The organism is Achromobacter deleyi (genome assembly GCF_902859705.1).
GTDB lineage: Bacteria > Pseudomonadota > Gammaproteobacteria > Burkholderiales > Burkholderiaceae_B > Achromobacter > Achromobacter deleyi.
Genome location: NZ_CADIJO010000003.1, coordinates 233,794 through 255,564, shown reverse-complemented (window position 1 = coordinate 255,564; position 21,771 = coordinate 233,794). Strand labels below are relative to the sequence as shown.

General features: G+C 62.5%; 21 protein-coding genes and 1 tRNA gene. 11 read left to right on the top strand and 11 right to left on the bottom strand.

All coding sequences use genetic code 11. The annotated features are described in order from the left end of the window. The first annotated feature begins 97 nt into the window (after nucleotides 1-97). Together otnI and HV798_RS06170 are read left to right on the top strand one after the other, a co-directional pair. Nucleotides 98-883, top strand: a complete 786-nt coding sequence (otnI, locus tag HV798_RS06175) for a 2-oxo-tetronate isomerase (RefSeq protein WP_175191630.1) — start codon at nucleotides 98-100, stop codon at nucleotides 881-883. A 106-nt stretch (nucleotides 884-989) separates the two neighbouring features. After that, nucleotides 990-1,970, top strand: a complete 981-nt coding sequence (locus tag HV798_RS06170) for a Bug family tripartite tricarboxylate transporter substrate binding protein (protein ID WP_175191631.1) — start codon at nucleotides 990-992, stop codon at nucleotides 1,968-1,970. Nucleotides 1,971-2,034: 64 nt separating this feature from the next. Here HV798_RS06170 and HV798_RS06165 read toward each other — a convergent pair whose 3' ends face one another. Further along, nucleotides 2,035-2,934, bottom strand: a complete 900-nt coding sequence (locus HV798_RS06165) for an EamA family transporter (protein WP_025138437.1) — start codon at nucleotides 2,932-2,934, stop codon at nucleotides 2,035-2,037. A gap of 60 nt (nucleotides 2,935-2,994) precedes the next feature. After that, nucleotides 2,995-3,639, bottom strand: coding sequence for a LysE family translocator (locus tag HV798_RS06160; RefSeq protein WP_025138438.1), 645 nt, complete (start codon nucleotides 3,637-3,639; stop codon nucleotides 2,995-2,997). Nucleotides 3,640-3,832: 193 nt separating this feature from the next. Between HV798_RS06160 and HV798_RS06155 the strand changes: the two genes are divergently transcribed. Then, a complete protein-coding gene (locus HV798_RS06155; protein WP_175191632.1) occupies nucleotides 3,833-4,306 on the top strand; it encodes an Lrp/AsnC family transcriptional regulator in 474 nt (157 codons plus the stop codon). A 65-nt stretch (nucleotides 4,307-4,371) separates the two neighbouring features. Here HV798_RS06155 and HV798_RS06150 read toward each other — a convergent pair whose 3' ends face one another. Further along, nucleotides 4,372-5,277, bottom strand: a complete 906-nt coding sequence (locus HV798_RS06150) for a LysR family transcriptional regulator (protein ID WP_246288597.1) — start codon at nucleotides 5,275-5,277, stop codon at nucleotides 4,372-4,374. 146 nt (nucleotides 5,278-5,423) lie between these two features. Between HV798_RS06150 and HV798_RS06145 the strand changes: the two genes are divergently transcribed. The 4 genes from HV798_RS06145 to HV798_RS06130 all read left to right on the top strand — a co-directional run bounded on the left by HV798_RS06145 (nucleotide 5,424) and on the right by HV798_RS06130 (nucleotide 10,211). Further along, a complete protein-coding gene (locus HV798_RS06145; RefSeq protein WP_175191634.1) occupies nucleotides 5,424-6,560 on the top strand; it encodes an iron-containing alcohol dehydrogenase in 1,137 nt (378 codons plus the stop codon). Nucleotides 6,561-6,611: 51 nt separating this feature from the next. Next, nucleotides 6,612-7,937, top strand: coding sequence for an MFS transporter (locus HV798_RS06140; RefSeq protein ID WP_175191635.1), 1,326 nt, complete (start codon nucleotides 6,612-6,614; stop codon nucleotides 7,935-7,937). Between the two features lie 67 nt (nucleotides 7,938-8,004). Then, the gene (locus tag HV798_RS06135) at nucleotides 8,005-9,450 is read left to right on the top strand and encodes an aldehyde dehydrogenase family protein (protein ID WP_217481153.1); all 1,446 of its coding nucleotides are present in this window, start codon (nucleotides 8,005-8,007) and stop codon (nucleotides 9,448-9,450) included. 152 nt (nucleotides 9,451-9,602) lie between these two features. Then, the gene (locus tag HV798_RS06130; protein WP_175191637.1) at nucleotides 9,603-10,211 is read left to right on the top strand and encodes a LysE family translocator; all 609 of its coding nucleotides are present in this window, start codon (nucleotides 9,603-9,605) and stop codon (nucleotides 10,209-10,211) included. A 42-nt stretch (nucleotides 10,212-10,253) separates the two neighbouring features. Here HV798_RS06130 and HV798_RS06125 read toward each other — a convergent pair whose 3' ends face one another. From HV798_RS06125 to HV798_RS06090, 8 genes are all read right to left on the bottom strand, one after another. Next, nucleotides 10,254-12,326, bottom strand: a complete 2,073-nt coding sequence (locus tag HV798_RS06125; protein WP_175191638.1) for a hypothetical protein — start codon at nucleotides 12,324-12,326, stop codon at nucleotides 10,254-10,256. Next, nucleotides 12,323-13,147 (bottom strand): glycosyltransferase family 2 protein, encoded by an 825-nt coding sequence (locus HV798_RS06120; protein ID WP_175191639.1) that lies wholly within the window; start codon nucleotides 13,145-13,147, stop codon nucleotides 12,323-12,325. The genes HV798_RS06125 and HV798_RS06120 overlap by 4 nt, the downstream gene beginning before the upstream one ends. Next, nucleotides 13,144-13,500: an SMR family transporter gene (locus tag HV798_RS06115; protein WP_175191640.1), complete on the bottom strand. Its 357-nt coding sequence runs from the start codon at nucleotides 13,498-13,500 to the stop codon at nucleotides 13,144-13,146. Before HV798_RS06115 ends, HV798_RS06120 begins: the two co-directional genes overlap by 4 nt. After that, nucleotides 13,497-14,330, bottom strand: coding sequence for a sugar phosphate isomerase/epimerase family protein (locus tag HV798_RS06110; RefSeq protein ID WP_175191641.1), 834 nt, complete (start codon nucleotides 14,328-14,330; stop codon nucleotides 13,497-13,499). Before HV798_RS06110 ends, HV798_RS06115 begins: the two co-directional genes overlap by 4 nt. Beyond that, nucleotides 14,327-15,121, bottom strand: a complete 795-nt coding sequence (locus tag HV798_RS06105; protein WP_175191642.1) for an NAD-dependent epimerase/dehydratase family protein — start codon at nucleotides 15,119-15,121, stop codon at nucleotides 14,327-14,329. The genes HV798_RS06110 and HV798_RS06105 overlap by 4 nt, the downstream gene beginning before the upstream one ends. Nucleotides 15,122-15,125: 4 nt before the next feature. Then, nucleotides 15,126-16,262, bottom strand: coding sequence for an FAD-dependent oxidoreductase (locus tag HV798_RS06100; RefSeq protein ID WP_175191643.1), 1,137 nt, complete (start codon nucleotides 16,260-16,262; stop codon nucleotides 15,126-15,128). Next, nucleotides 16,259-17,284 (bottom strand): glycosyltransferase, encoded by a 1,026-nt coding sequence (locus HV798_RS06095; RefSeq protein ID WP_175191644.1) that lies wholly within the window; start codon nucleotides 17,282-17,284, stop codon nucleotides 16,259-16,261. Before HV798_RS06095 ends, HV798_RS06100 begins: the two co-directional genes overlap by 4 nt. Before the next feature lie 322 nt (nucleotides 17,285-17,606). Further along, nucleotides 17,607-17,682, bottom strand: a tRNA-Phe gene (locus HV798_RS06090). A gap of 284 nt (nucleotides 17,683-17,966) precedes the next feature. Here HV798_RS06090 and hemA point away from each other — a divergent pair. The 4 genes from hemA (at nucleotide 17,967) to grxD (ending at nucleotide 21,769) form a co-directional block, all read left to right on the top strand. Next, nucleotides 17,967-19,241, top strand: a complete 1,275-nt coding sequence (gene hemA, locus HV798_RS06085; RefSeq protein ID WP_025138452.1) for a glutamyl-tRNA reductase — start codon at nucleotides 17,967-17,969, stop codon at nucleotides 19,239-19,241. 86 nt (nucleotides 19,242-19,327) lie between these two features. Further along, a complete protein-coding gene (prfA, locus tag HV798_RS06080; RefSeq protein ID WP_025138453.1) occupies nucleotides 19,328-20,410 on the top strand; it encodes a peptide chain release factor 1 in 1,083 nt (360 codons plus the stop codon). A gap of 14 nt (nucleotides 20,411-20,424) precedes the next feature. Next, the gene (gene prmC / locus HV798_RS06075) at nucleotides 20,425-21,252 is read left to right on the top strand and encodes a peptide chain release factor N(5)-glutamine methyltransferase (protein ID WP_175191645.1); all 828 of its coding nucleotides are present in this window, start codon (nucleotides 20,425-20,427) and stop codon (nucleotides 21,250-21,252) included. A gap of 190 nt (nucleotides 21,253-21,442) precedes the next feature. Then, nucleotides 21,443-21,769, top strand: coding sequence for a Grx4 family monothiol glutaredoxin (grxD, locus tag HV798_RS06070; RefSeq protein WP_006391696.1), 327 nt, complete (start codon nucleotides 21,443-21,445; stop codon nucleotides 21,767-21,769). Nucleotides 21,770-21,771: the final 2 nt, after the last annotated feature.

The following is a 21,771-nucleotide window of genomic DNA, read 5'->3' as shown; positions in this document are numbered from 1 at the left end:
GCCCATCGGGTGCGCAGGGCTGACAGGCGCGCGGCAGGGCCGCCGCGGCGGGCAGGTGTGCTAATTTCCAGGCATGCTGCCCGTCACGGAAAACGCCATGCTGAAATTCGCCGCCAACCTGTCGATGATGTACACGGAACACGCCTTCCTGGACCGCTACGCGGCGGCCGCCGCCGACGGTTACGCGGGCGTGGAATGCATGTTCCCCTACGAGGCGCCGGCCGCCTTCGTGCGCGAGCGCATGGACGCCGCCGGCGTGTCGCAAGTGCTGTTCAACGCGCCGCCCGGCGTGGCTTCGCGTGGTGAACGCGGACTGGCCGCGCTGCCGGGCCGGCAGGACGAATTCCGCGCCGGCATCGAACAGGCGCTGAGCTATGCCACCGCGCTGGCCTGCTCGCAGGTCCATGTCATGGCGGGCCTGGCGCCCGAAGGCGCCGAACGCGCCGCCTTGCTCGATTGCTACCGCGAGAACCTGGACTGGGCTGCCCGCCAGGCGCGCTCGGCGGGCGTGACCGTGCTGATCGAACCCATCAATACCCGCGACATTCCCGGCTACTTCCTGAACCGGCAGGACGAGGCGCACCAGGTGGTGCAGGCCGTCAACGCGCCCAACCTGAAAGTGCAGATGGATCTCTACCACTGCCAGATCGTCGAAGGCGATGTCACCGCCAAGCTGCGCCAGTACCTGCCCACCGGGCGGGTCGGCCACGTGCAGATCGCCGGGGTGCCGCTGCGCCAGGAACCGGACCGCGGCGAGCTGGATTACGGCTGGATCTTCTCGGTGCTGCGCGAGCTGGAATACAGCGGCTGGATCGGCTGCGAATACCGGCCCGCGGCAGGCACGTCCGCCGGCCTGCGCTGGCTGGCCGCGGCACGCGCCTGAGTTGCGCTGATGTCCCGCGTGTAATGGTCTTTCCGGATGTCAGGCGCTTGCCCCGTCGAAATATAATTAATGTGTTAACTAAATAAAGAACATCAGGAGACAACCCATGTCCAGAAGAGGCTTCATCCGCCGTACGCTGGGAATCGCGGCCGTCTTGGCGCTGGCCACGGGCGCCGGCCCCGCAGCCGCAGAATATCCCGACCATCCCATCCGCTGGCTGGTGCCCTTCAGCGCCGGGGGTGGCAGCGATCTGGCCACCCGCATCGTCGCCCGCCACGTCAGCCAGACGCTGGGCCAGCCTGTGGTGGTGGAAAACCGCCCCGGCGCCGCCACCATCGTGGCCGCCCAGGAAACCGCTCGCGCGGCGCCCGACGGCTACACGCTGATGACCGCGGGCATGAGCACGCTGGCGCTGAACCCCTGGCTGTACAAGCAGTTGCCGTACGACCCCTGGAAGGACCTGAAGCCCGTGTCGACGCTGGTGGCGCTGCCCATCGTGCTGGTGGCCTCGCCCGCGTCCGACCTGGACAACCTGCCCGAAGTCATGGCGTTCCTGAAAAGCGGCAAGCAGGCCAGCTATGCGTCGCTGGGCGTAGGCAGCCCGCACCATCTGGCGATGGAATTGTTCCTGTCGCTGTTCGGCGCGCAGGCCACCGCCATTCCGTACAAGGGAACGCCGCCGGCCTTGCAGGACGTGGCCTCGGGCGTGGTGCCGCTGATGATGGCCGACCTGGCCGCGGCGCGGCCGCTGATCCAGGCGGGCAAGCTGCGCGCCATCGCGGTACCTGCGAACCAGCGGTCGGACCAGTTGCCGGACGTGCCGACCTTCGGCGAGGCCGGCGGCCCGCCGCTGGAAGCCACCGCCTGGCAAGGCGTGGTGGCGCCGCCGCGCACGCCCAAGGCCGTGGTGGAAAAGCTCAGCCAGGCCATCGTGGCGGCGTTGCAGTCACCGGACGTCATCAAGCAGTTGAAGCTGCAAGGCATGGAGCCCATGGGCAGCACGCCTGACGCGTTCTTCGACTATGCCCACCGCGAATACACCAACTGGGGCGTGGTGATCCGGCAGAAGAATATTTCGGTGGATTGATGCGGGCCGAGTCCGGGCGATTGCCCGGACCTGCCTGGGTTGCGGCGAGATTGCGGCCGTGGGCTCAGCCCGCCGCGGCGGCGCGATTCTGGCGGCGGGCGGTGGCCGCGCAGCCGGCCGAGGCGATGATGATGCCGCAGATCGCCAGCCATTGCGTGCTGGACAGGTGTTCGTTCAGCACGATCACGCCGGCCAGCGCGCCCATCGCGGGTTCCATGCTGAGCAGCACGCCGAATGTCTTTTGCGGCAGGCGCCGCAGCGCCACCATTTCCAGCGAATAGGGCAGCGCGCTCGACAGGATGCCCACGCCGATGCCGGCCAGGATCAGCTTGGGGTCCAGCAGCGCCATGCCGGCGTGCGCGGCGCCCACCGGCAATGCCACCATGGTGGCGGCCAGCAGGCCCAGCGACGTGGCCTGGCCGCCGTGCACATTGCCCGCCATCTTGCCGAAGATGATGTACAGCGCCCAGCAGACGGCGGCGGCCAGCGCGAAGCCGATGCCGGCCGGGTCCAGGTCGTGCACCGACTGGCCGGTGGGAATCAGCAGCACCAGCCCGGCCAGCGCGCAGGCAATCCAGACGAAGTCGATGGCGCGGCGCGACAGCACCACCGCCAGCGTCAGCGGCCCGGTGAATTCGATGGCGATGGCCACGCCCAGCGGCAGGGTCCGCAGCGCCATGTAGAACAGCAGGTTCATGCACGCCAGCGTCACGCCGTAGAGCGCGATCTTGGCGGCATTGACGCGCGTCAGCGGAAAGCGCCAGGGGCGCCAGAAGGCCAGCAGGATGATCGCGCCGATGACGATGCGGTACGCGGTGGTGCCTTGCGCGCCCACTTCGGGAAAGAGCGACTTGGCGAACGACGTGCCCACGCAAAGGGATGCCATCGCCGCGATCAGCGACAGCGTCGGCATCAGGGTGGAGGCGGACGCATTGTGTCCGGGAGTGATCGTGGCGGCGGTCATGGTGCTGCTTCAGGAAAATGGCTGAAAATCAAAGGGGAAAACTCAGGGACGTCAGGGACTTCAGGGACTCAGCGTCGCGGCGGTGGAGTAGATCACATACAGCGCCAGGCCCAGCATGATCGCGCCCAGCAAGCCCTGCTGCATCCGCAGGAACCACGGGTTGCGTCCCACCCACCCGCGGATGCGCGAGGCCCCGTAGGCGAAGCAGCTGCCGTACGGCAGGCTCAGCGCCTTCATCGTCACGCCCAGCACCAGCATCTGCACCCAGACCGGCCCATTGTCCGGCGTGGTGAACTGCGGCAGGAAGGCGATCATGAACAGCAGCACCTTCGGGTTCAGCAGATTGGTCATGAAGCCTTGCCAGAACGCATCGCGGGCGTCGCCGGGGCGCGCGGTGAGCGACACGTCGGCGTCGCGGGCGCAGCGCAGCATGGCCTTGATGCCCAGGTAACCCAGGTACAGCCCGCCGGCCGCCTTGATGGCCAAGAACAGCGTGGGAAACGCCTGCAGCACCGAGGCCAGCCCCAGCACCACGGCCGGCACCTGGATGAACCCGGCCGCCACATTGCCCAGCACGCTATGGAACGCCGGCCGGAATCCCTGCGTCATGCCCCGCGACAGCGTCAGCGCCATGTCCGGCCCGGGGGTGAGTTTGAGCGCCGCGTCGGCGGCCAGGAAAAGCAGGAAAAGCTGGAGTGACGGCATGGGAATCGGGCTGCGCCTGGCCGCGAGGTCGACCAGAGGGTTCCCAGTGTAAGCAAGCCGGCTGATTATTTCCTGCAGCCGGCGGGCCGGAAATGAAGTTTCCCGTCAAATTTGGGGGCAGGTCATTGGGCGCACCCGTTTAGAATCCTTGCACAGGCCCGCCCCGCCTGGACCGCCGCCGTCCGAGACGCCCATGGAACTAGACGATTTCGACCTTCAGATCCTGCAAAGCCTGCAGGAAGACAACCAACGCACCAGCCAGGAAGTCGCCGAACGGGTGAACCTGTCGCCCGTGTCGTGCCTGCGCCGCATGAAGCGGCTGCGCGAATCCGGCGTGGTGCTGGGCGACGTGTCGGTGGTGGATCCGGCCGCGGTGGGCCGGGGCATCATGATGGTGGTGCTGGTGTCCCTGGAAAGCGAGCGCGCCGACAAGCTCGACCACTTCAAGCGGGCCATGCAGAGCGCGCCCGAGATCATGCAGTGCCTGGCCGTCACGGGCGAAGTCGATTTCGTGGTCAATATCACCGTGCGCGACATGGCCGAATACGACGCCTTCGCCCAGCGGCACTTCTGGGGCAATCCCAACGTGAAGCGGTTTTCGACGCTGGTGGTGATGAGCCGGGTGAAATACGGCCTGACGGTGCCGGTGGGGCCGGCGGACGAGTGACGCGTCATCGGGCGGGCTTGCTTGGCCGCGGATTGTCGCTGTCCCTGTCTGCCGGTCGCTGACGCTTACGCCGGTTCGCGGGCTCCCAGTTCCTGCGCGAGCGCTTGCATGGCGGGCGTGTGGGGCGCGCCCTTGCGAAACACCAGTTCATAGGGTTCGCTGCGCGAGCGCAAGGCCAGCGGCAGTACGCCGACCATGCCGTGGCTGGCGCAATAGTTGGCCACGTCCACCGACACCAGGGCCACGAACGTGGCATTGCGGTGCAGGAGCGACAGCGTGGCCAGCACCGACGTGGTTTCGACCAGGTGCAGCGGAAACGGCAGGCCGGCCTCGTGGAATTCGCGTTCCAGCAGGCGCCGCATTGGCATGTTGGCGCGATACACCACCCAGCGGCTGTCCGCCAGGTCGGCCAGCGATAGCGGCGCCGCGCCCAGCAGCGGATGCGCCACGTTGGCGATCACGGCCAGCGACTCTTCCTTCACGTGCAGTGACTGATAGAGCTGGGGCGTGCCGCTGACGGTGGTGCGGCACAGGGCGGCATCCAGGCGGCCGCTGTCGATCATGGCCAGCAGGGTTTCGCTGGTGTCTTCCACCACTTCCACCGACAGGTCCGGCTGCGCCGCCAGCAGCGTCGACACCGCGTCCATCAGCAGCGGCACAGCGCCCATGATGCTGCCCACCAGCAGGCGGCCGCCGACGCCTCGGGCGATGGCGTTGAGTTCGAATCGCAGGTGTTCCAGATCGGCCTGGATGAGGCGGGCGCAACGCGCCGCGCTGCGTCCGGCCGCGGTCGGCAGCAGCCCGCGATTGGTGCGGGTGAACAGTTCGGCGCCGAATGTGGTCTCCAGTTCCTTCAGCGCCTTGCTGGCCCCGGGCTGGGTCAGGCCGACTTTTTCGGCAGCGCCCAGGAGCGAGCCCTGTTCTTCCAGCGCGACCAGCAAACGCAGCTGCTTGGCATGCAGGCGGGACATGACGGAGTTCAGTGTAGGGACCATTTGACTTGAGTAAAAGTTATAGCGCTATCGAATGTTCTCAGTATCTCGCGTTCATTTCGCTACGTAAAATTTTCCTCGTTGCCTTGATATGAGGCGTTGTTATGAAACACGAGGGGGAAGGCATGTCGCTCATCGCTTATGTCACGCAGATCCAGTTCGGGCCGGGGGTGTTGTCCACGTTGCGGGAAGAATGCGCCCGGGTGGGCATCCGCCGGCCGTTGATCGTGACCGACCGCGGCGTGCGCGCCAGCGGCATCGTCGACAAGGTGCTGGCCGCGCTGGGCCAGCTGGATGCGCCGGTGTACGACGGCACGCCGCCGAACCCCAACGAGGCGGCGGTGCGCGACAGCGTGGCCGCGTTCACGGCGGGTGATTGCGACGGCATCATCGCCGTGGGCGGCGGTTCGCCTATCGACCTGGCCAAGGGCACGGCGGTCTGTGCCCGCCATCCCGGGCCGCTGCGCAGCTTCGCGCTGATCGAAGGCGGCCTGCAGAACATCACCGCCGCGACCGCACCGGTGATCGCCGTGCCGACCACGGCCGGCACCGGCAGCGAAGTCGGACGTGGCGCGATCCTGATCCTGGACGACGGCCGCAAGGTCGGCATCCTGTCGCCCTTTGTCGTGCCGCGCGCCGCGATCTGCGATCCGGAACTGACGTTCGGCCTGCCGGCCGGGCTGACTGCCGCAACCGGCATGGACGCCATCGCGCATTGCATCGAAACCTTCCTGTCGCCCGCCTTCAATCCACCGGCCGAGGGCATCGCGCTGGATGGCCTGCGCCGCGCCTGGCGCCATATCGAGACCGCCACGCGCGAGCCTGGCAACGTCGAGGCGCGCGTCAACATGATGAGTGCGTCGCTGCAAGGCGCGCTGGCCTTCCAGAAAGGGCTGGGCTGCGTGCACAGCCTGAGCCACTCGCTGGGCGGCATCAATCCGCGGCTGCATCACGGCACGCTGAACGCCATCTTTCTGCCCGCCGTGCTGCGTTTCAACCGTGCAGCTGCCAGCGTGATCGCCGACGACAAGATGGCGCGCCTGGCGCAGGCCATGGACCTGGCGGGCGGCGATCAGCTGGAGCAGGCGCTGAAGGACAAGTCGCGCGCGCTGGGCCTGCCCCAGGGCCTGGCCGCGCTGGGTGTGACCGAAGACCTGTTCCCCCGCATCGTGGCCGGCGCGCTGGCCGATCACAGCCACCGCACCAATCCGCGCGACGCCAGCGCCGACGACTACCTGCGCATGCTGGCCGAATCGATGTAGGGCCCGGCCCGCGCTGCGGGCCCAAAAAAATAGAATTCAAACGGAGGAGACATGAGCAATCTCGACGCAGTGGCGGGCTATCTGCCCAAGGAAAGGCAGATCACCGACCAGGACCGGCGCCGCGCGCTGTTCGGCAGCGCGGTGGGCAGCACCATCGAGTGGTACGACTATTTCCTGTACGGCACGATGTCGTCCATCGTGTTCGCCAAGCTGTTCTTTCCCACGACGGACGCGCTGACCAGCCAGCTGCTGGCGCTGGCGTCATTCGCGCTGGCCTTCCTGGTGCGGCCGCTGGGCGGCATCATCTTTTCGCACATCGGCGACCGCATCGGCCGCAAGAAGACGCTGGCGGTCACGCTGTCGATGATGGGCCTGTCGACGGTGTTCATGGGCCTCTTGCCCACTTACGACCAGATCGGTGTCTGGGCGCCGGTGCTGCTGACCGTGCTGCGCCTGATGCAGGGACTGGCCCTTGGCGGCGAATGGGGTGGGGGCGTGTTGCTGGCGGTGGAGTATTCGCCGCGCGAGAAACGCGGCCTGTACGGCGCCGTGCCGCAGACGGGGGCGGTGCTTGGCCTGGCGCTGGGCAACATCATCACGTCGGCGCTGGCCTCGTCGATGCCGCAAGAGGCCTTCCTGGCCTACGGCTGGCGCATTCCGTTCGTGGCCTCGATCGTGCTGGTGGTGCTGGGCATGTGGCTGCGCAACCGGGTGGATGAAACCCCGTCGTTCAAGAAGATCCTGGCCACGCACGCCGCCGCCAAGGTGCCGCTGGCGCAGACGCTGCGCTATCACTGGCGCGAAGTGCTGATCGCGGTGGGCGCCAAGGTCATCGAGACGTCCACGTTCTTCCTGTACGCCACCTTCTCGGTCGCCTACATGATCGGCCTGGGCTATCCGCAGGCGCAGGTGCTCAACATCGTGCTGGTCTGTGCCTTGCTGGCATTTCCGGTGATGCTGTTCTTTGGCCGGCTGTCCGATCGCATCGGGCGGCGCAAGGTGTTCATGTTCGGCACGGTCGCGTTCATTGTCTGGGTCATGCCGTACTTCTGGCTGCTGAACCAGCACTCCGTTGCTGCCGCCATCCTGGCCATCGGCGTGGGCTTCACGCTGATCTGGTCGTCGTACGGCGCCATGATCGGCACGCTGCTGGCCGAGGCCTTTCCCGCCGCGGTGCGCTACACCGGCATGTCGCTGGGTTACCAGATCGGCGCCGCGCTGGTGGGCGGGCCGATGCCGCTGATCGCCACCGCGCTGGTGGCGCATTACGGCGGCAGCTACGTGCCGGTGGGCGTGTTCCTGATCGGCTGCGGCGTGGTGTCCTTGATCGCCGTGGGCCTGACGCGTGACCGCAGCGGGCAGGAACTGGACGACTGACCCGCTTTTCTTCCGATGCATGAACCCCGGGGCGCCATGATCGGCGCCCCTTTCCTGGAGCCTGATGATGGACCGCTACTTCAACTACATCGCCGGCGAGTGGACCGCCGCCGACGAATACACCGTGAACCGCAACCCGTCCGACCTGGACGACGTCATCGGCGAATACGCTCGCGCTTCCGAGGGTCAGGCGGCGCAGGCCATCGACGCCGCCGACACGGCGTTCGCCGCGTGGTCTCGCACGACCGGCCAGCAGCGCCACGACCTGCTCAAGCGCATCGGGGACCAGATCCTGGCGCGCAAGGAAGAGCTGGGCCGCCTGCTGGCGCGTGAAGAGGGCAAGACCCTGCCCGAGGCCATAGGCGAGGCCGGCCGCGCGGGCCAGATATTCCTGTTCTTTGCCGGCGAAGCGCTGCGCCTGGCCGGTGAGAAACTGCCGCAGACGCGTCCCGGCGTGGATGTCGACGTGACGCGTGAAGCGCTGGGCCCGATCGGCATCATCGCGCCCTGGAATTTCCCGCTGGCGATTCCCGCGTGGAAGATCGCACCCGCACTGGCTTACGGCAATACCGTGGTCTTCAAGCCCGCCGACCTGGTGCCGGGTTCGGCGTATGCCTTGGCCGAGATCATTGCCCAGGCGGGCGTGCCGGCCGGCGTGTTCAACCTGGTAATGGGGCGCGGCTCGCGCATCGGCCAGGCGCTGATCGACAGCCCCAGACTGCGCGGTATTTCCTTCACGGGCTCGGTCGACACTGGCCGCAAGGTGGCCGCCGGCTGCGTGGCCGGCCTGCACATGAAGAAGTTCCAGCTGGAAATGGGCGGCAAGAATCCGCTGGTGGTGCTGGACGACGCCGACCTGGCCACCGCCGTGGAATGCGCCGTCAATGGCGCGTTCTTTTCGACCGGCCAGCGCTGCACCGCGTCGTCGCGCCTGATCGTCACCGACGGCATTCATGATGCGTTCGTCGCGGCGGTCAAGGCGCGCCTGGCGCAACTCAAGGTCGACCATGCGCTCAAGGCCGGCACCGACATCGGCCCGGTGGTGGACGAGCGGCAACTGGCGCAAGACCTGGACTACATCGCCATCGGCCGCTGCGAAGGGGCCGAACTGGTGGCAGGCGGCGAGGTGCTGGCGCGCGACACCCGCGGCCATTTCCTGAGCCCGGCGCTGTTCACCGGTGTGACGGCCGACATGCGCATCGCACGCGAGGAAATCTTCGGGCCGGTCGCCACCGTGACGCGTGTGCGCGACTACGACGAGGCGCTGGCGCTCAGCAATGCCACACCTTTCGGATTGTCGGCGGGCATCTGCAGCACCAGCCTCAAGCACGTGACGCATTTCAAGCGCAACGCCGAAGCCGGCATGGTCATGGTGAACCTGGCGACGGCGGGGGTCGACTATCACGCGCCTTTCGGCGGCCGCAAGGATTCGTCGTATGGGGCGCGAGAGCAAGGTCGGTACGCGGCGGAGTTCTACACCACGGTGAAGACGGCTTATACGTACGCGGGTTAGGGGGCGCTTGGCGGGAGAAATGCCCATCGATGGGGCAATGGGATGGCGCATCGGCCATTGGCAACTGACCCGACGTGGTGGGGATAAGCGCATTGCTCGCCCGCGGAGGCGGCGCTAGACTGGCCGCTTCCATTTCTTTAGCGTCTCGCGCCATGGCCCTGCACAGCTGGCTCATCTACCTGGTTGCCGTCACCGGCCTGTCCGTCACGCCCGGCCCCAACACCCTGCTTGCGCTGACCCATGGCGCCTTGCATGGACATCGCAAGGCCCTGTGCACCATCGCCGGCGGCGCGGTCGGCTTCATCCTGCTCATCGCCTTGTCGATGCTGGGCATCAGCGCGCTGCTCAAGGCCTGGGGGCCGGCGCTCACGGTGCTGAAATGGGCCGGCGGCGCCTACCTGATCTGGCTGGGTATCCAATTGTGGCGCGCGCCAGCCGTGCAGTTGCGCCCGGCGCCCGACATGCCGCGCCTGCGCGGCACGCGCATGTTCAGCCAGGGTTTCCTGTCGGCCATCTCCAATCCCAAGGCCTTGCTGTTCTACGGCGCCTTCCTGCCGCAGTTCATCGACCCGGCGCGCAGCCTGTTTGCGCAATTCGTGATCATGGCCGCGACCTTCGCGGTGATCGAATTCGTGGTCGAGTACGTGCTGGCCCGCCTGGCACACCGCGTACGCCCGTGGCTTGAACGCTGCGGCCGGCGGTTCAACAAGGTGTGTGGGGGATTGTTTGCAGCGATGGGCGTGGCGTTGCCGGGGGCCTGATGAATTGCTGATCACGCCTGGTTGGTACGTGATCAGCGGTCGTCAATGTGCGGGGTGTACGAGTGGCTGGGTCTGATATCGCCGTCGAATCTTGCCTAACATTCTTGCTGAGAGCTGGCCCGCCATTAGAATGGTGCAGATTCCTGCTGCCAGGGTGCTCCAGTACAAATATCGGAAGTCAGACGCAGGAGCAATAATCAAGTAAGGCAGCGCATAAAGTAGTCCCGAGCCGGAAGCCATGATGATCAGCACGCCTGAGCGAATACTCTTGACGGCCATGATCAGGCCGGCCATCAACTCCAGTGTCAACAGCACCACCCAAATCCAACCCGTGTATAGGTCCGACTGCGTTGCCCATACCGTCGAGTCTGCGACAAACTCTTGCGCACTTTGCGCGCCGGGCAATTGGTAGTCCGGAAGCTCAACCTGCTCAGGACGCACCCCATTGGCCTCCAAGACTGCTGTTCGGTCTGTGGCATTCTGAGGCCTTTCGGTCGGATATGCTCCTACCAAAAACATCGATTTCATTACCGCCATGCGGTGCTGAAGATAGGCGAACGGTTCGTCAAAGATCGCAGAAAGCCAAGCCTTGCGTAGCAGGGCCTGTTGATCCGGATCTGTGTTGAGAGGCACCAACGGCTGCGAACCTTCCGGGCCCGAAAAAACCAAATTATTCGCATTTCCGAAGACGCTTATTGACTGAGAATAGCCTGCAGCGATGAGGGGCAAGTCATGCTGAGGCACATTCTTTATGAAGTCGGGAAAATAATCTTGTCCTGAGATGGATGATATACCGGCTATGTCGTAAAGCTCTAGATACTGGATGGGGTAACGTTTTTGCGCGTCCAGGTAGGTATACGTAAAGGCATGCATCCCGCCAACCATCGCTAAAATAATTACGATCGATGCGAACGCGCTGGCAGTCAGCTTGCCTATCTTTGGTAAGAGAGGCTTGCACTGCCTCACAGCCAGCCAAGCAAGCAATCCGACGATTGGCATGATGGAAAAGATGCCATTGGGTCTTACGCCAAACGCGTAAACAAGCAACATGCTTGCCAGGATAGAGTCGATCCACGATAGCGAGTTTCTGATCCATGCCAGACTGATCACCCCGCATGCCAGCAATAATGCGAAAGCAAAGCCCACGTCTTTCCATACGACACCTGAAAAATTCATCACGGTGGGGCCGGCTACGAAGATAGGTATTGCGAATGCCAGGTATCCTATATTTAAGCGTTGAAATACCCGAGCCCAAACAAGTGCTCCTGCAAGCAGCAGTAACAGGTGCAAAAAAAACAGACTTTCGATTCGGGAAGTCGTCGCAATCAATAAGGACCACAACCAAGACATAATCGGCGGGTGCCAGTCATGATAGGTTCCGGTCAGGGCCTGTTTCAGTTGGTCTGCCGAGTCATTCGTGTATACGCCGGGGAAAAATGCCGCAATGGTCAAATAAAGTGAAAAGACGAGCGACAGAAAAAAAATACAGTGATAGGTATATTTCCATCCCAAGTGCACGATTCCGGCGGCTAGACCGATGCCAATAAGAACGAAGCATCCCAGTATTAGAGGGTATAGCGAAGAATTCGTGTAGCTCGAGCGGCCATCGATCGTGAGGGGTTTGGTCGTTGTTGCGCTCGAATACAGATTGATTTTTTTCTGATTCTCTCCCCACTTGACGAGTACCACACCGGAATAAGGGTGAGAGCCGAATTCCAGGCGCGTCGCTCCGCGATAAGTCAGTGTGGCCGTGCTCGGTTTGTCGCCGGGAGCAACATAGGCATCGCCTCGTTGTAGCCACGAGGCGTCCAGTTCTACCTGATCCCATGGAATTCGCCGTCCGTCACTGACGCTAAAGGCTCCATAGAACCAGACTTCGGAGCCTTTCGAACGCATCGACTTGTCGCCTGTCGCCTCGACGCGAATCGTGTCGATGACCTGTGTAGTGTCCGTGGGCCTCAGGAATCCATAATCCAGCAAAAAATTCCCGAATAAACCAAGCAGTGTGGCTAAAAGGAGGGCGTGCAGGAGAAAGGGTTGGAGTGCGGCGAAGTGCTTTGTTTTAACCGCCTCGGCACGTTCGGGATCGCGGCTGATCTCGCGATTTTTGGTCATTTAGGGGAGTAGGATCCAAGGCAAGCGTGGAATAAAATCGAAAGTACCGAGAGATTTCCTCGGAAACTGGAGATCTTGGTCGGCACTTCACCCTTCGGGTAGCGACGGACCGTCGGTAACTCAAGGCACTTATATCCGAGTCTGGGCGCACGATAGGATAAATACGCAAGCAACTCATACGTCATGAATACATCGCGGAAAGGAGCGATCTGCGGATCGAGCAACATTTTTCTGCTGTATGCACGGAAACCCTGCGTGGTGTCGGTCCATTTGAATCCGGAGGAGAAGCTCAGCATCGGGGCGTGGATGTAACGGATAGCGAAATCCCGCGACTTTGGTGTGTTCTCCGCAACACCACCTTTCAGGAAGCGTGACGCTTGCACGAAATCAGCCCCTTGTTGCAGTGCTTCGATGAAGGCCGGAATTGCTGCGGGGTCATCCTTGTCGTTGCCGTCAATGGTCACGATTCCTTCATACCCCTGTCGCAGAGCAAACGCGTAGGCACATCTGAGCTGCGCGCTCAGTTTTCCAGCCCCGGTCTTCAAGATCAGCCCATGGACTTCCATGCTTTGTAGGTCGTCAAGACCCAGTGAGCCGTCTGTACTGCCGCCATCAATGATGATGATGTCGGCAATCTCGGCGATTCGAAGGTTCTTCATCCGTGCGAGCAGATTCTTGATGCGTTCGCCCTCATTGATGACAGGAATGACGACGCAATACGCATGCCCTTTACCTGACCAGAACAAGACGTCCATGGAAGGAACCTGCCAAGCTTCGCTGACAGCTTTGGGGACGCTGGGGGAGGTATCGGTCTCGTTCATGCAACACGTGCCGTGATAAGTGCTACGCCAAGGGCGACAAGGACAATCCCGACTACGGTTGTCCAATGGAATGGTTCACGAAAAAGAAAAAGCGAAAATAGAGCAACAGCTGCGACCGCTCCGCACGTCAACACCGGGTGCGCCACATTCAGGGGGAATCTCGCGAGCGCTGCGGCGTAGAGCAGAAAAGCACCACCATAGAGCGCAAGGCCTAGCCAGAAGGGCCAATTGCTCAAAGCTGCCATCGGCTCGGAGATTGACGGAAATCTTCTGGGGGGTGTCATGGCGATCTTGACCAAGACACTTGCGGTGGAGTTGGCAAGGATGCCGAACAGGAGAATAAGCCACTTCATGCTGCTGGCCCTCCGGTCGGCCGATAATGATTTACAGCAAATGACAGCGCTCGCTCAATAGAGGACAAGTGCCCTTCACTTTTGGTCGCGACCATTTCTATGGATACGATGTGGTCAGGAAGGCGGCGAGCGATGCTCTCATGTAGAACTTCATGATTGGTTTCCGCATCGCCCAGCGGTACCAGATCGGGTTCACTTGCGTGAATGTGGCCGATTAGATCGGCGTATCTGTCCAACATCGGATCTATAGATTCTCCGTTAATCGACAGCGCACCGGTATCGAGCTGCATCCGGATGGAGGGGTGGTTCACGGCCTTTACGACTTCTGCGGTTTCGGCGCTTGTTGTCATGAAATTGGCGCCATAACAGGCTGGATTAGGCTCCAGGCAGATGATCACACCATGCTGAAGCGCGATGTTTCCGGTTCGTCGAAAGAAGGAAACGGCTTTGGCAAGTGCCTGGTCGTCGCTCAATCCCGAGCGGTCTCGATTTTTGGGCGATCCAAATACAAGACGTGTCGCACCCAAGCCCTCTCCGATACGGCAAATGGCCGCCAAGTGCTCTTGCAGGGCATCTTGTACCTCATTTGTGCCGAAGACATTCAGACCCACTGTGCCGAACAGGAGCGCTTGCATGCCAGTGATCTCAATACCGCGGTCGCCCCACCAGTTCTTGACCGCCGCAATGTCAGTCGAGGTGGCACGCATTGGGTTCGCAAAATATTTGGCTGGTGCGACGTCGATCGCATCCACGTCAAAGCGTTGCAGGAGCTTCAGAATTTCGGGATCTTCGAAGACGTCCCACGCGATATTCGAGATAGCGAGTCTCATGCCGTGACTCCGTCTTGCGGTTTGATTGTGATCGGCTCCGATTGGGCATACGACCTGACTGCGAGGATGGTTTCTCGACCGCTGTATTGGTATTGGCCGGAAGCACCAAACAGCGCAGCATGGCGCGTTTGCATATCGTATTTGGCAGGTGTGGAGCCAAGCTGCTGCGTGAATTCTCGACCAAAGCCTTCGCTGGCAATGTCAGCGACGCTGAGAGGGGCTGCCGTGAGATGGATGAGGCTCAAGCCCGCCTGAAGTGCCGTTTTGATGTCATACCAGAGATTCACCATCGGATAGAACTGGAACACTCCGCGGCTCTCAACGGCCTGAAGGTTGTTGTCATTGAGAAAATCGAAAATCACATTTTTTCGCAGGCCGGGTCCGACCAGGCCCGGCAAGCGAACGATCAGGTACTTCGAAAAGTGCTGCTCGACGAATTTCTCGAGCAGCCGGCGGTGTGAGCCGTAGGCGTGGAGATCTGTTTCATCGATCGTCGAGGATTCGTCTACACCCTGCGGGTGTTTGAATACGTCGACGGTGCTGATCAATACGAAGGTGTTGCATTGGATGGTCTTCAAGTGGCCGATGAGGGCTTCGATCTTTTTCAGATCGTCGGCGGGATCCTTGTTGGCAATCCATTTTTGCGCTGGTGCGCCAGCGCAAACGACCAAGTCAAATTGGCCCTTGTCGATCTCGTGGATGTTGGTGGAGCGGTAAAGCTCTTTGAAGTCCGCCTGCTTGCGCAGGGTGCTACCAACGAAACCTGAAAAGCCTATCAGAGCGTTGTTCATCGTCTTACTCCTTGGTGCCCTGGATCGCTTCTGCGTCGAGTTTTTCCAGCACATCGTAAATGTTGTCGATCTTGCCCCCCAGCACGGAAAAACAACCGGGCAATTGCGGATATTTTTCGTACAAGATAGGCCGGCCGTCATCGCTCTCATTCTTGATAAGGACCGTTTTTATCTCGAACAGCGAGTCGACATGTTTGGCCGCGAGTATCGATGGCAGGTAACGGCCCACATCTCTCACCATTCGATCAACCCGCGATTCTTTGTCGTATGCAGCCAATTTTTCATAGGGGTCGATTCCGAGTTGGTCTTGCCAACTGAAATGTGGCGTATAGCGGACATGAGACAGTGTGTGCAAGCCACGGGCCGGAAATGGCATCATGGAAAAAAAAGGGCCATCCATAACAGTGATGCCGATCTCGGCAAGCTCCGTTGGTACCTGGACGAGCGCCATCTCCGTGATTTCCTGTTTGAGTCCGGTATGCGTACCAGGGAAATCGCCGCGCAGTTGATTCAGGCCGCTGTAGGTGCAGTTGAAGACATATCGGCAACTCAAGATTTCAGTTTCGCCCGAGTTGTCGCATGCTGAAACGCTCAGCACATCGTTGATCCGGGAAATTTTCGTGGCTTTTGTCGAAAGACGGACCTGCACTCCGGCCTCTTCGAGTTCACGGGCGGCCCAGGCGGCCAGCAGCGTCGAGTCGAATGCATACTCTTCTACCAAATACACGGCCTCCACAAGCCGTGGCTCGAACATTTTGGCCAAGGAAGATTCCGCCGGCCGCAGCGTGGCACCGATTTCGCCACAAAATCTCTCGAACTGGCGGGCTGTTACCTTCGAGTTGCGTTTTGCGATGGCATAGAGTTTGGTGAAGTCGCGTTTGACGGCGTCAGGCCAATCAAGCACGAATTTGGGCAAATTGACGCGGCTGCGATACGCAGTCGTGAAGCTGCGAGGGTAGTGATAGCCATTGTGAACGCGCGCTTGGTTATGGTACGAGGCGCGTTGCAGCAACTGGGGTTCTCGTTCAAGCAGAACAATACGGCGCAAGCCTCGCTGTTTTGCAAGATAGATTGCAATGGTCGCGCCGTAGAACCCGCCACCGATGATTACTGCGTCTGCGTCAGTCCTGCCCACCGTCATGCACTCACGCGTTCGTAGCGATCATCGGTGCTTTCCGGGTGAGGAGCCACCGTTTCGATATTCAGCTTCTCTTTGCGGGTCAGGCGTGCACTGGTGAACTCTTGGCCCACATGATAGAGAGGGCCTTCGTTGGAAAGGCTCGTCATGTGCAGGATGTATTCGCCCAGCACCAAGAGAACTAGGGAAATCAAAAAAAACATGCCGGATTGTTGCAGTGACAGACTTACCCAGCCTGGAGCGACATTCGTCTTGAAAAGGCCGACGGCGACTACGTAGATGCTGTAAAAGAAATTCGCCGCCGCGCCGAATAGCGACAGTGTTGTCACCAACCGCATGGGTGCCTGGGTCGTGGACACTAGCAAGCGCATGCCGCGGTCAATGCTCTCGCCAAGCTTCTTGGGGGATTTGGCAAGAGGTCTTGCGCTGTAGGTCATATACGCTCGCGCAAAACCTCCCGTCGCAGGCAGGTGCTTGTACGTGACGGAGGGTTGCGGATGCTGCAGGATGAAGTTGATGATCCGCTTGTTCAGGATACGGTAGCTCGGTGCTTCTTTGTCGAGGTGCACCCCATTGAAACGCTGGTAAACCATATTGAAAATGCCAAAGGCAGCACGATAAGCAAGGCTTTGACGTGGCTTCAGTTCGTTGTTGGCGAATACCACATCCGCGCCGGTCACGGCCTTTTCAAGCATCTGAGGCAGAAAGTCAATTTCGTCGACTAGGGGGTCAATGACTGCGACAAAATCGCCTAAAGCATTTTCCAGCCCGACCCACGCGGCTGTGTCGCTACTGACCTCTTTGGTCAGCGCGTAGACCTGTAGATTTGGCAGACCTTCCAGGGAGGTCAGTCCTTTCAGCGAGTGCACGCTACCATCGTTGGATGCATTGTCGACGATGATTAATTCGTAGTCGCTGACATACGAGGAGATACTGGTGTGCGCGCGACGGAGAATGCCTTCCAGTTGCGCTTCCTGGTTACGAACCACGAAGACGACTGATAGAAATACAGGATAAAAAGCCATAAGTTTCTCCGTTTGCCCATGAGACAGCGAGCGCATCGGGCTTAGCTAGCAAAGGGCATGATTTTAAGCTGCCCGAGGCGGAGGGGGCCACCCATATTTTTTGGTGACCCCTGGCTTATAAATATCCTATACGCCTTGATCTGGCGCGACTCGTTGAGGATTTCTTGAGGCCATGTCTAGGGCGTGGAGGGCTGGGCGGCGCCCACCTGCACTGCACCCAGGGCATCAAAGCCATAGCCGGATTGTGCTCTCGGCGGCTCCCCCGGGCGGCTTCCCATGTGAAAAGCCCCAGTGCTCTTGCGAGCGCTGGGGCTTTGTATTCTGGTGGCCTGGGGCGGAATCGAACCACCGACACAAGGATTTTCAATCCTCTGCTCTACCGACTGAGCTACCAGGCCAACGAAGTCCGCAACTATACACAATTTTTTGGACTTGTGCCAGTCGGAGCGAAAAAACTTCAAATATTTTTGCCTGACCTGGAAAGCGGCCTGGCTTGAGGCCGAGCCGCCAACTGTTGGGCGAAAGGCACGCTTGGGTGCGACCCAGGGTCGCGGCCGGGGGGCTGGTTGGTCTGGGGATAACCCGCAGGGGTATAATCATTAGCGGTCTGCTGTTACATGCGTGCTGTACCGCATGACCCGCAGGGACCACCGCTCTTATTACTTACGGCCTCGTCCTTTACATGTCGGTAGCTGTTCTAGCCTTCGGTCTGAATCACACGTCCGCGCCGGTTTCGGTTCGCGAACGCGTGTCCATGCCCGTTGATCTGGTCAAGCCGGCGCTCGAAGGCTTGCGTTCTGCGTTTGGCGGATCGGTGCGCGAAGCGGCCATCCTGTCGACCTGCAACCGCACCGAAATCTATTGCGCTGCCGACGGCCACGTGGCCGACCAGTTGCCCGCGTGGCTGGCCGAGCACAATCGCCTGGACGCCGGCACGCTGCGCCCCCATCTGTATCGCCACCATCAAGACGACGCCGTGCGTCACGCCTTCCGCGTGGCCAGCGGGCTCGATTCCATGGTGCTGGGCGAAACCCAGATCGTCGGCCAGATGAAAGACGCCGTGCGCGCGGCCGGCGAAGCCGGTTCGCTGGGCACGTTGCTGCACCAGATGTTCCAGCGCACCTTCTCGGTGGCCAAGGAAGTGCGGTCACAGACCGCCATCGGCGCGCAGTCGGTGTCCATGGCCGCCGCCGCGGTGCGCCTGGCCGAACGCGTGTTCGGCAATCTGGACCAGGCCCGCACGCTGTTCATCGGCGCGGGCGAAATGATCGAACTGTGCGCCACGCACTTTGCCGCGCAACGTCCGCGCAGCATGGTGGTGGCCAACCGTACGGCCGAGCGTGCCGAGCTGCTGGCCAACCGCTTTTCGGCCAGCACCATGAAGCTGTCGGACCTGACCGACCGGCTGTCCGAATTCGACGTGATCGTCTCCTGTACGGCAAGCTCCCTTCCCATCCTCGGGCTGGGGATGGTGGAACGGGCTACGCGCCTGCGCCGCCACCGCCCGATGGTCATGATCGACCTGGCCGTGCCGCGCGATATCGAACCCGAAGTCGGCCGCCTGGACGACGTCTACCTCTATTCCGTCGATGACCTGGGCCGCCTGGTGCAGACCGGCACCGATGCGCGCCGCGCCGCGGTGGTGCAGGCCGAGGCCATCATCGAAACCCGCGTCCAGGGCTTCATGCACTGGATGCAATCGCGTGAAGTGGTGCCCGTCATTCGCGACCTGCACCAGGCCGCCGAAGACGTGCAGGCCGCCGAACTCGAACGCGCCCGGCGCCTGCTGGCGCGCGGCGAATCGCCCGAGGCCGTGCTCGAACAGCTGGCCCACGGCCTGACCCAGAAGTACCTGCATGGCCCGCTGGCGGCGCTGAACCGCAGCGAAGGCGACGACCGCAAGCAACTGCTTGCCTGGATGCCGCGCCTTTTCCCCGGCCGCGATTCGCGCCGTTAGCGGCGCTGTCCCACGCCCCGCCTCTCGGCGGGCGTTCGTCTTGTGGGCGCCCGCTATCGTCGTTTTTCCTTTGCAGAATCCCCATCATGAAATCTTCCATGCGCAGCCGGCTGGAGCATCTGTGCCACCGCCTCATCGAGGTGGACGCGTTGCTCGCCGAACCGGAAACCGCGTCCGACATGGATCGCTTTCGCAAGCTGTCGCGCGAACGCGCCGAGCTTGAGCCCGTGGTCGAGGCCTTCACGGCCTTCGTGCGTGGCGAGGAAGACCTGGCGGCCGCCCAGGAAATGCTGTCGGACCCCGAACTGAAGTCGATGGCCGAAGACGAGATCAAGACGGGCCGGGTCAAGCTGGAATCGCTGGAAGCGGCGTTGCAGCTGTTGCTGCTGCCGCGCGACCCCAACGACGGCCGCAGCGTGTTCCTGGAAATCCGTGCGGGCACGGGCGGCGACGAAAGCGCGCTGTTCTCGGGCGACCTGCTGCGCATGTACACGCGCTACGCCGAACAGCGCGGCTGGCGCGTCGAGCTGATGTCCGAAAGCCCGTCGGAACTGGGCGGCTACAAGGAAGTGATCGCGCGCATCAATGGCGACGGCGCCTATGGCCGCCTGAAGTTCGAATCGGGCGCGCACCGGGTGCAACGTGTGCCCGCGACCGAGGCGCAGGGCCGCATCCACACGTCGGCCTGCACGGTGGCGATCATGGCGGAAGCCGACGAGGCGTCGGAAATCGTCATCAACGCCAGCGACCTGCGCATCGACACGTTCCGCGCCAGCGGCGCGGGCGGGCAGCACATCAACAAGACCGATTCGGCCGTGCGCATCACGCACTTGCCGACCGGCCTGGTGGTGGAATGTCAGGACGACCGTTCCCAGCACCGCAACAAGGACAAGGCCATGCAGGTGCTGGCTGCGCGCCTGAAAGACAAGGAAACCCGCGAGCGCCAGAGCAAGGAAGCGGCCGAGCGCAAGAGCCTGATCGGCTCGGGCGACCGGTCCGAGCGCATTCGCACCTACAACTTCCCGCAGGGCCGTGTGACCGACCACCGCATCAACCTGACGCTGTACAAGCTGCAGCAGATCATGGAAGGCGACCTCGAAGAACTGACCGGCGCACTGATCGCCGAACACCAGGCCGAGCAGCTGGCGGCGCTGGGCGACGACATCTGACGCATCGCGCTGACATGACCGCACAGATCAAGAGCCTGCTGCTGGATGCGCGCCTGCCGCGCCTGGAAGTACGCATGCTGCTCGAGCACGTGCTGGCCAAGCCGCGCGCCTGGCTGCTGGCGCATGACACCGATCCGCTCGAGCCGGCCACGGCCGCCGCTTATGAGGCGCTGGTGCAGCGCCGCCTGGCCGGTGAGCCCATGGCGTACCTGGTGGGTCAGCGCGAGTTCATGGGGCATACGTTCCGGGTAACGCCCGACGTGCTGATTCCGCGCCCGGACACCGAGGTGCTGGTGGAAACCGCGCTGGAGTGCGTGGCCGGGCAGGCCGCGCCCGCGGTGCTGGATCTGGGCACCGGCAGCGGCGCCATCGCGATCTCGATCGCGCTGGCCCGGCGCGATGCCCGCGTGATGGCCAGCGACGTCAGCGCCAAGGCGCTGGCGGTGGCGGCGGGCAATGCCTGGGACCTGACGGCGTCGCTGCGCTTCGTGGAAGGCAGCTGGTACGACGCGGTGCCGGCCGGCGAAGGCTTTGACCTGATCGTGTCCAACCCGCCCTATGTGGCCAGCGATGATCCGCACCTGGGGCAGGGCGACGTGCGCTTCGAGCCGCGCGGGGCGCTGACGGACGGCGCCGATGGCCTGGAAGACCTGCGCCGCATCGTGGCCGGCGCCCACCGCCACCTGAAGGCAGGCGGGGCGCTGTGGATGGAGCACGGCTGGGACCAGGCCGAGGCCGTGCGGACGCTACTGGCCGACGCGGGCTTTGCCGACGTGCACAGCCGCCAGGACCTGGCGGGCATCGAACGCATCTCCGGCGGCCGCTGGCCGGGGCGCCGCTGACGCGGGTTCCAGCGCCAACGGGTGCCGGCCGTTGCCGCCGAGTCTTGCAAGACCGCTTATCCGGACGTCGCCAGGGCGATTTGTAACTGCCGACCGTCCCATTTCCCGGCCCCGTCCCGGGGAATCCGGGCGGTTTTCCCGCCTGTACCTATAATTGGCGTATTCCGTTATGCCTGTCCAAGAGACCACCATGAGCGACGTTCAAGAATTCATCCGCGAAACCGTGACCCAGCACCCCGTCGTGCTGTTCATGAAGGGCACCGCCCAGTTCCCGCAATGCGGCTTTTCCGGCAAGGCCATCCAGATCCTCAAGGGCTGTGGCGTGAAGAAGCTGGTGACCGTGAATGTGCTGGAGGACGACGAAGTCCGCCAGGGCATCAAGGAATTCTCCAACTGGCCCACGATTCCGCAGCTGTACGTGGCGGGCGAATTCATCGGCGGCTCGGACATCATGAACGAGATGAACGAGTCCGGCGAACTGAAGACCCTGCTGGAGCAATCCGGCGCCACGGCCTGATC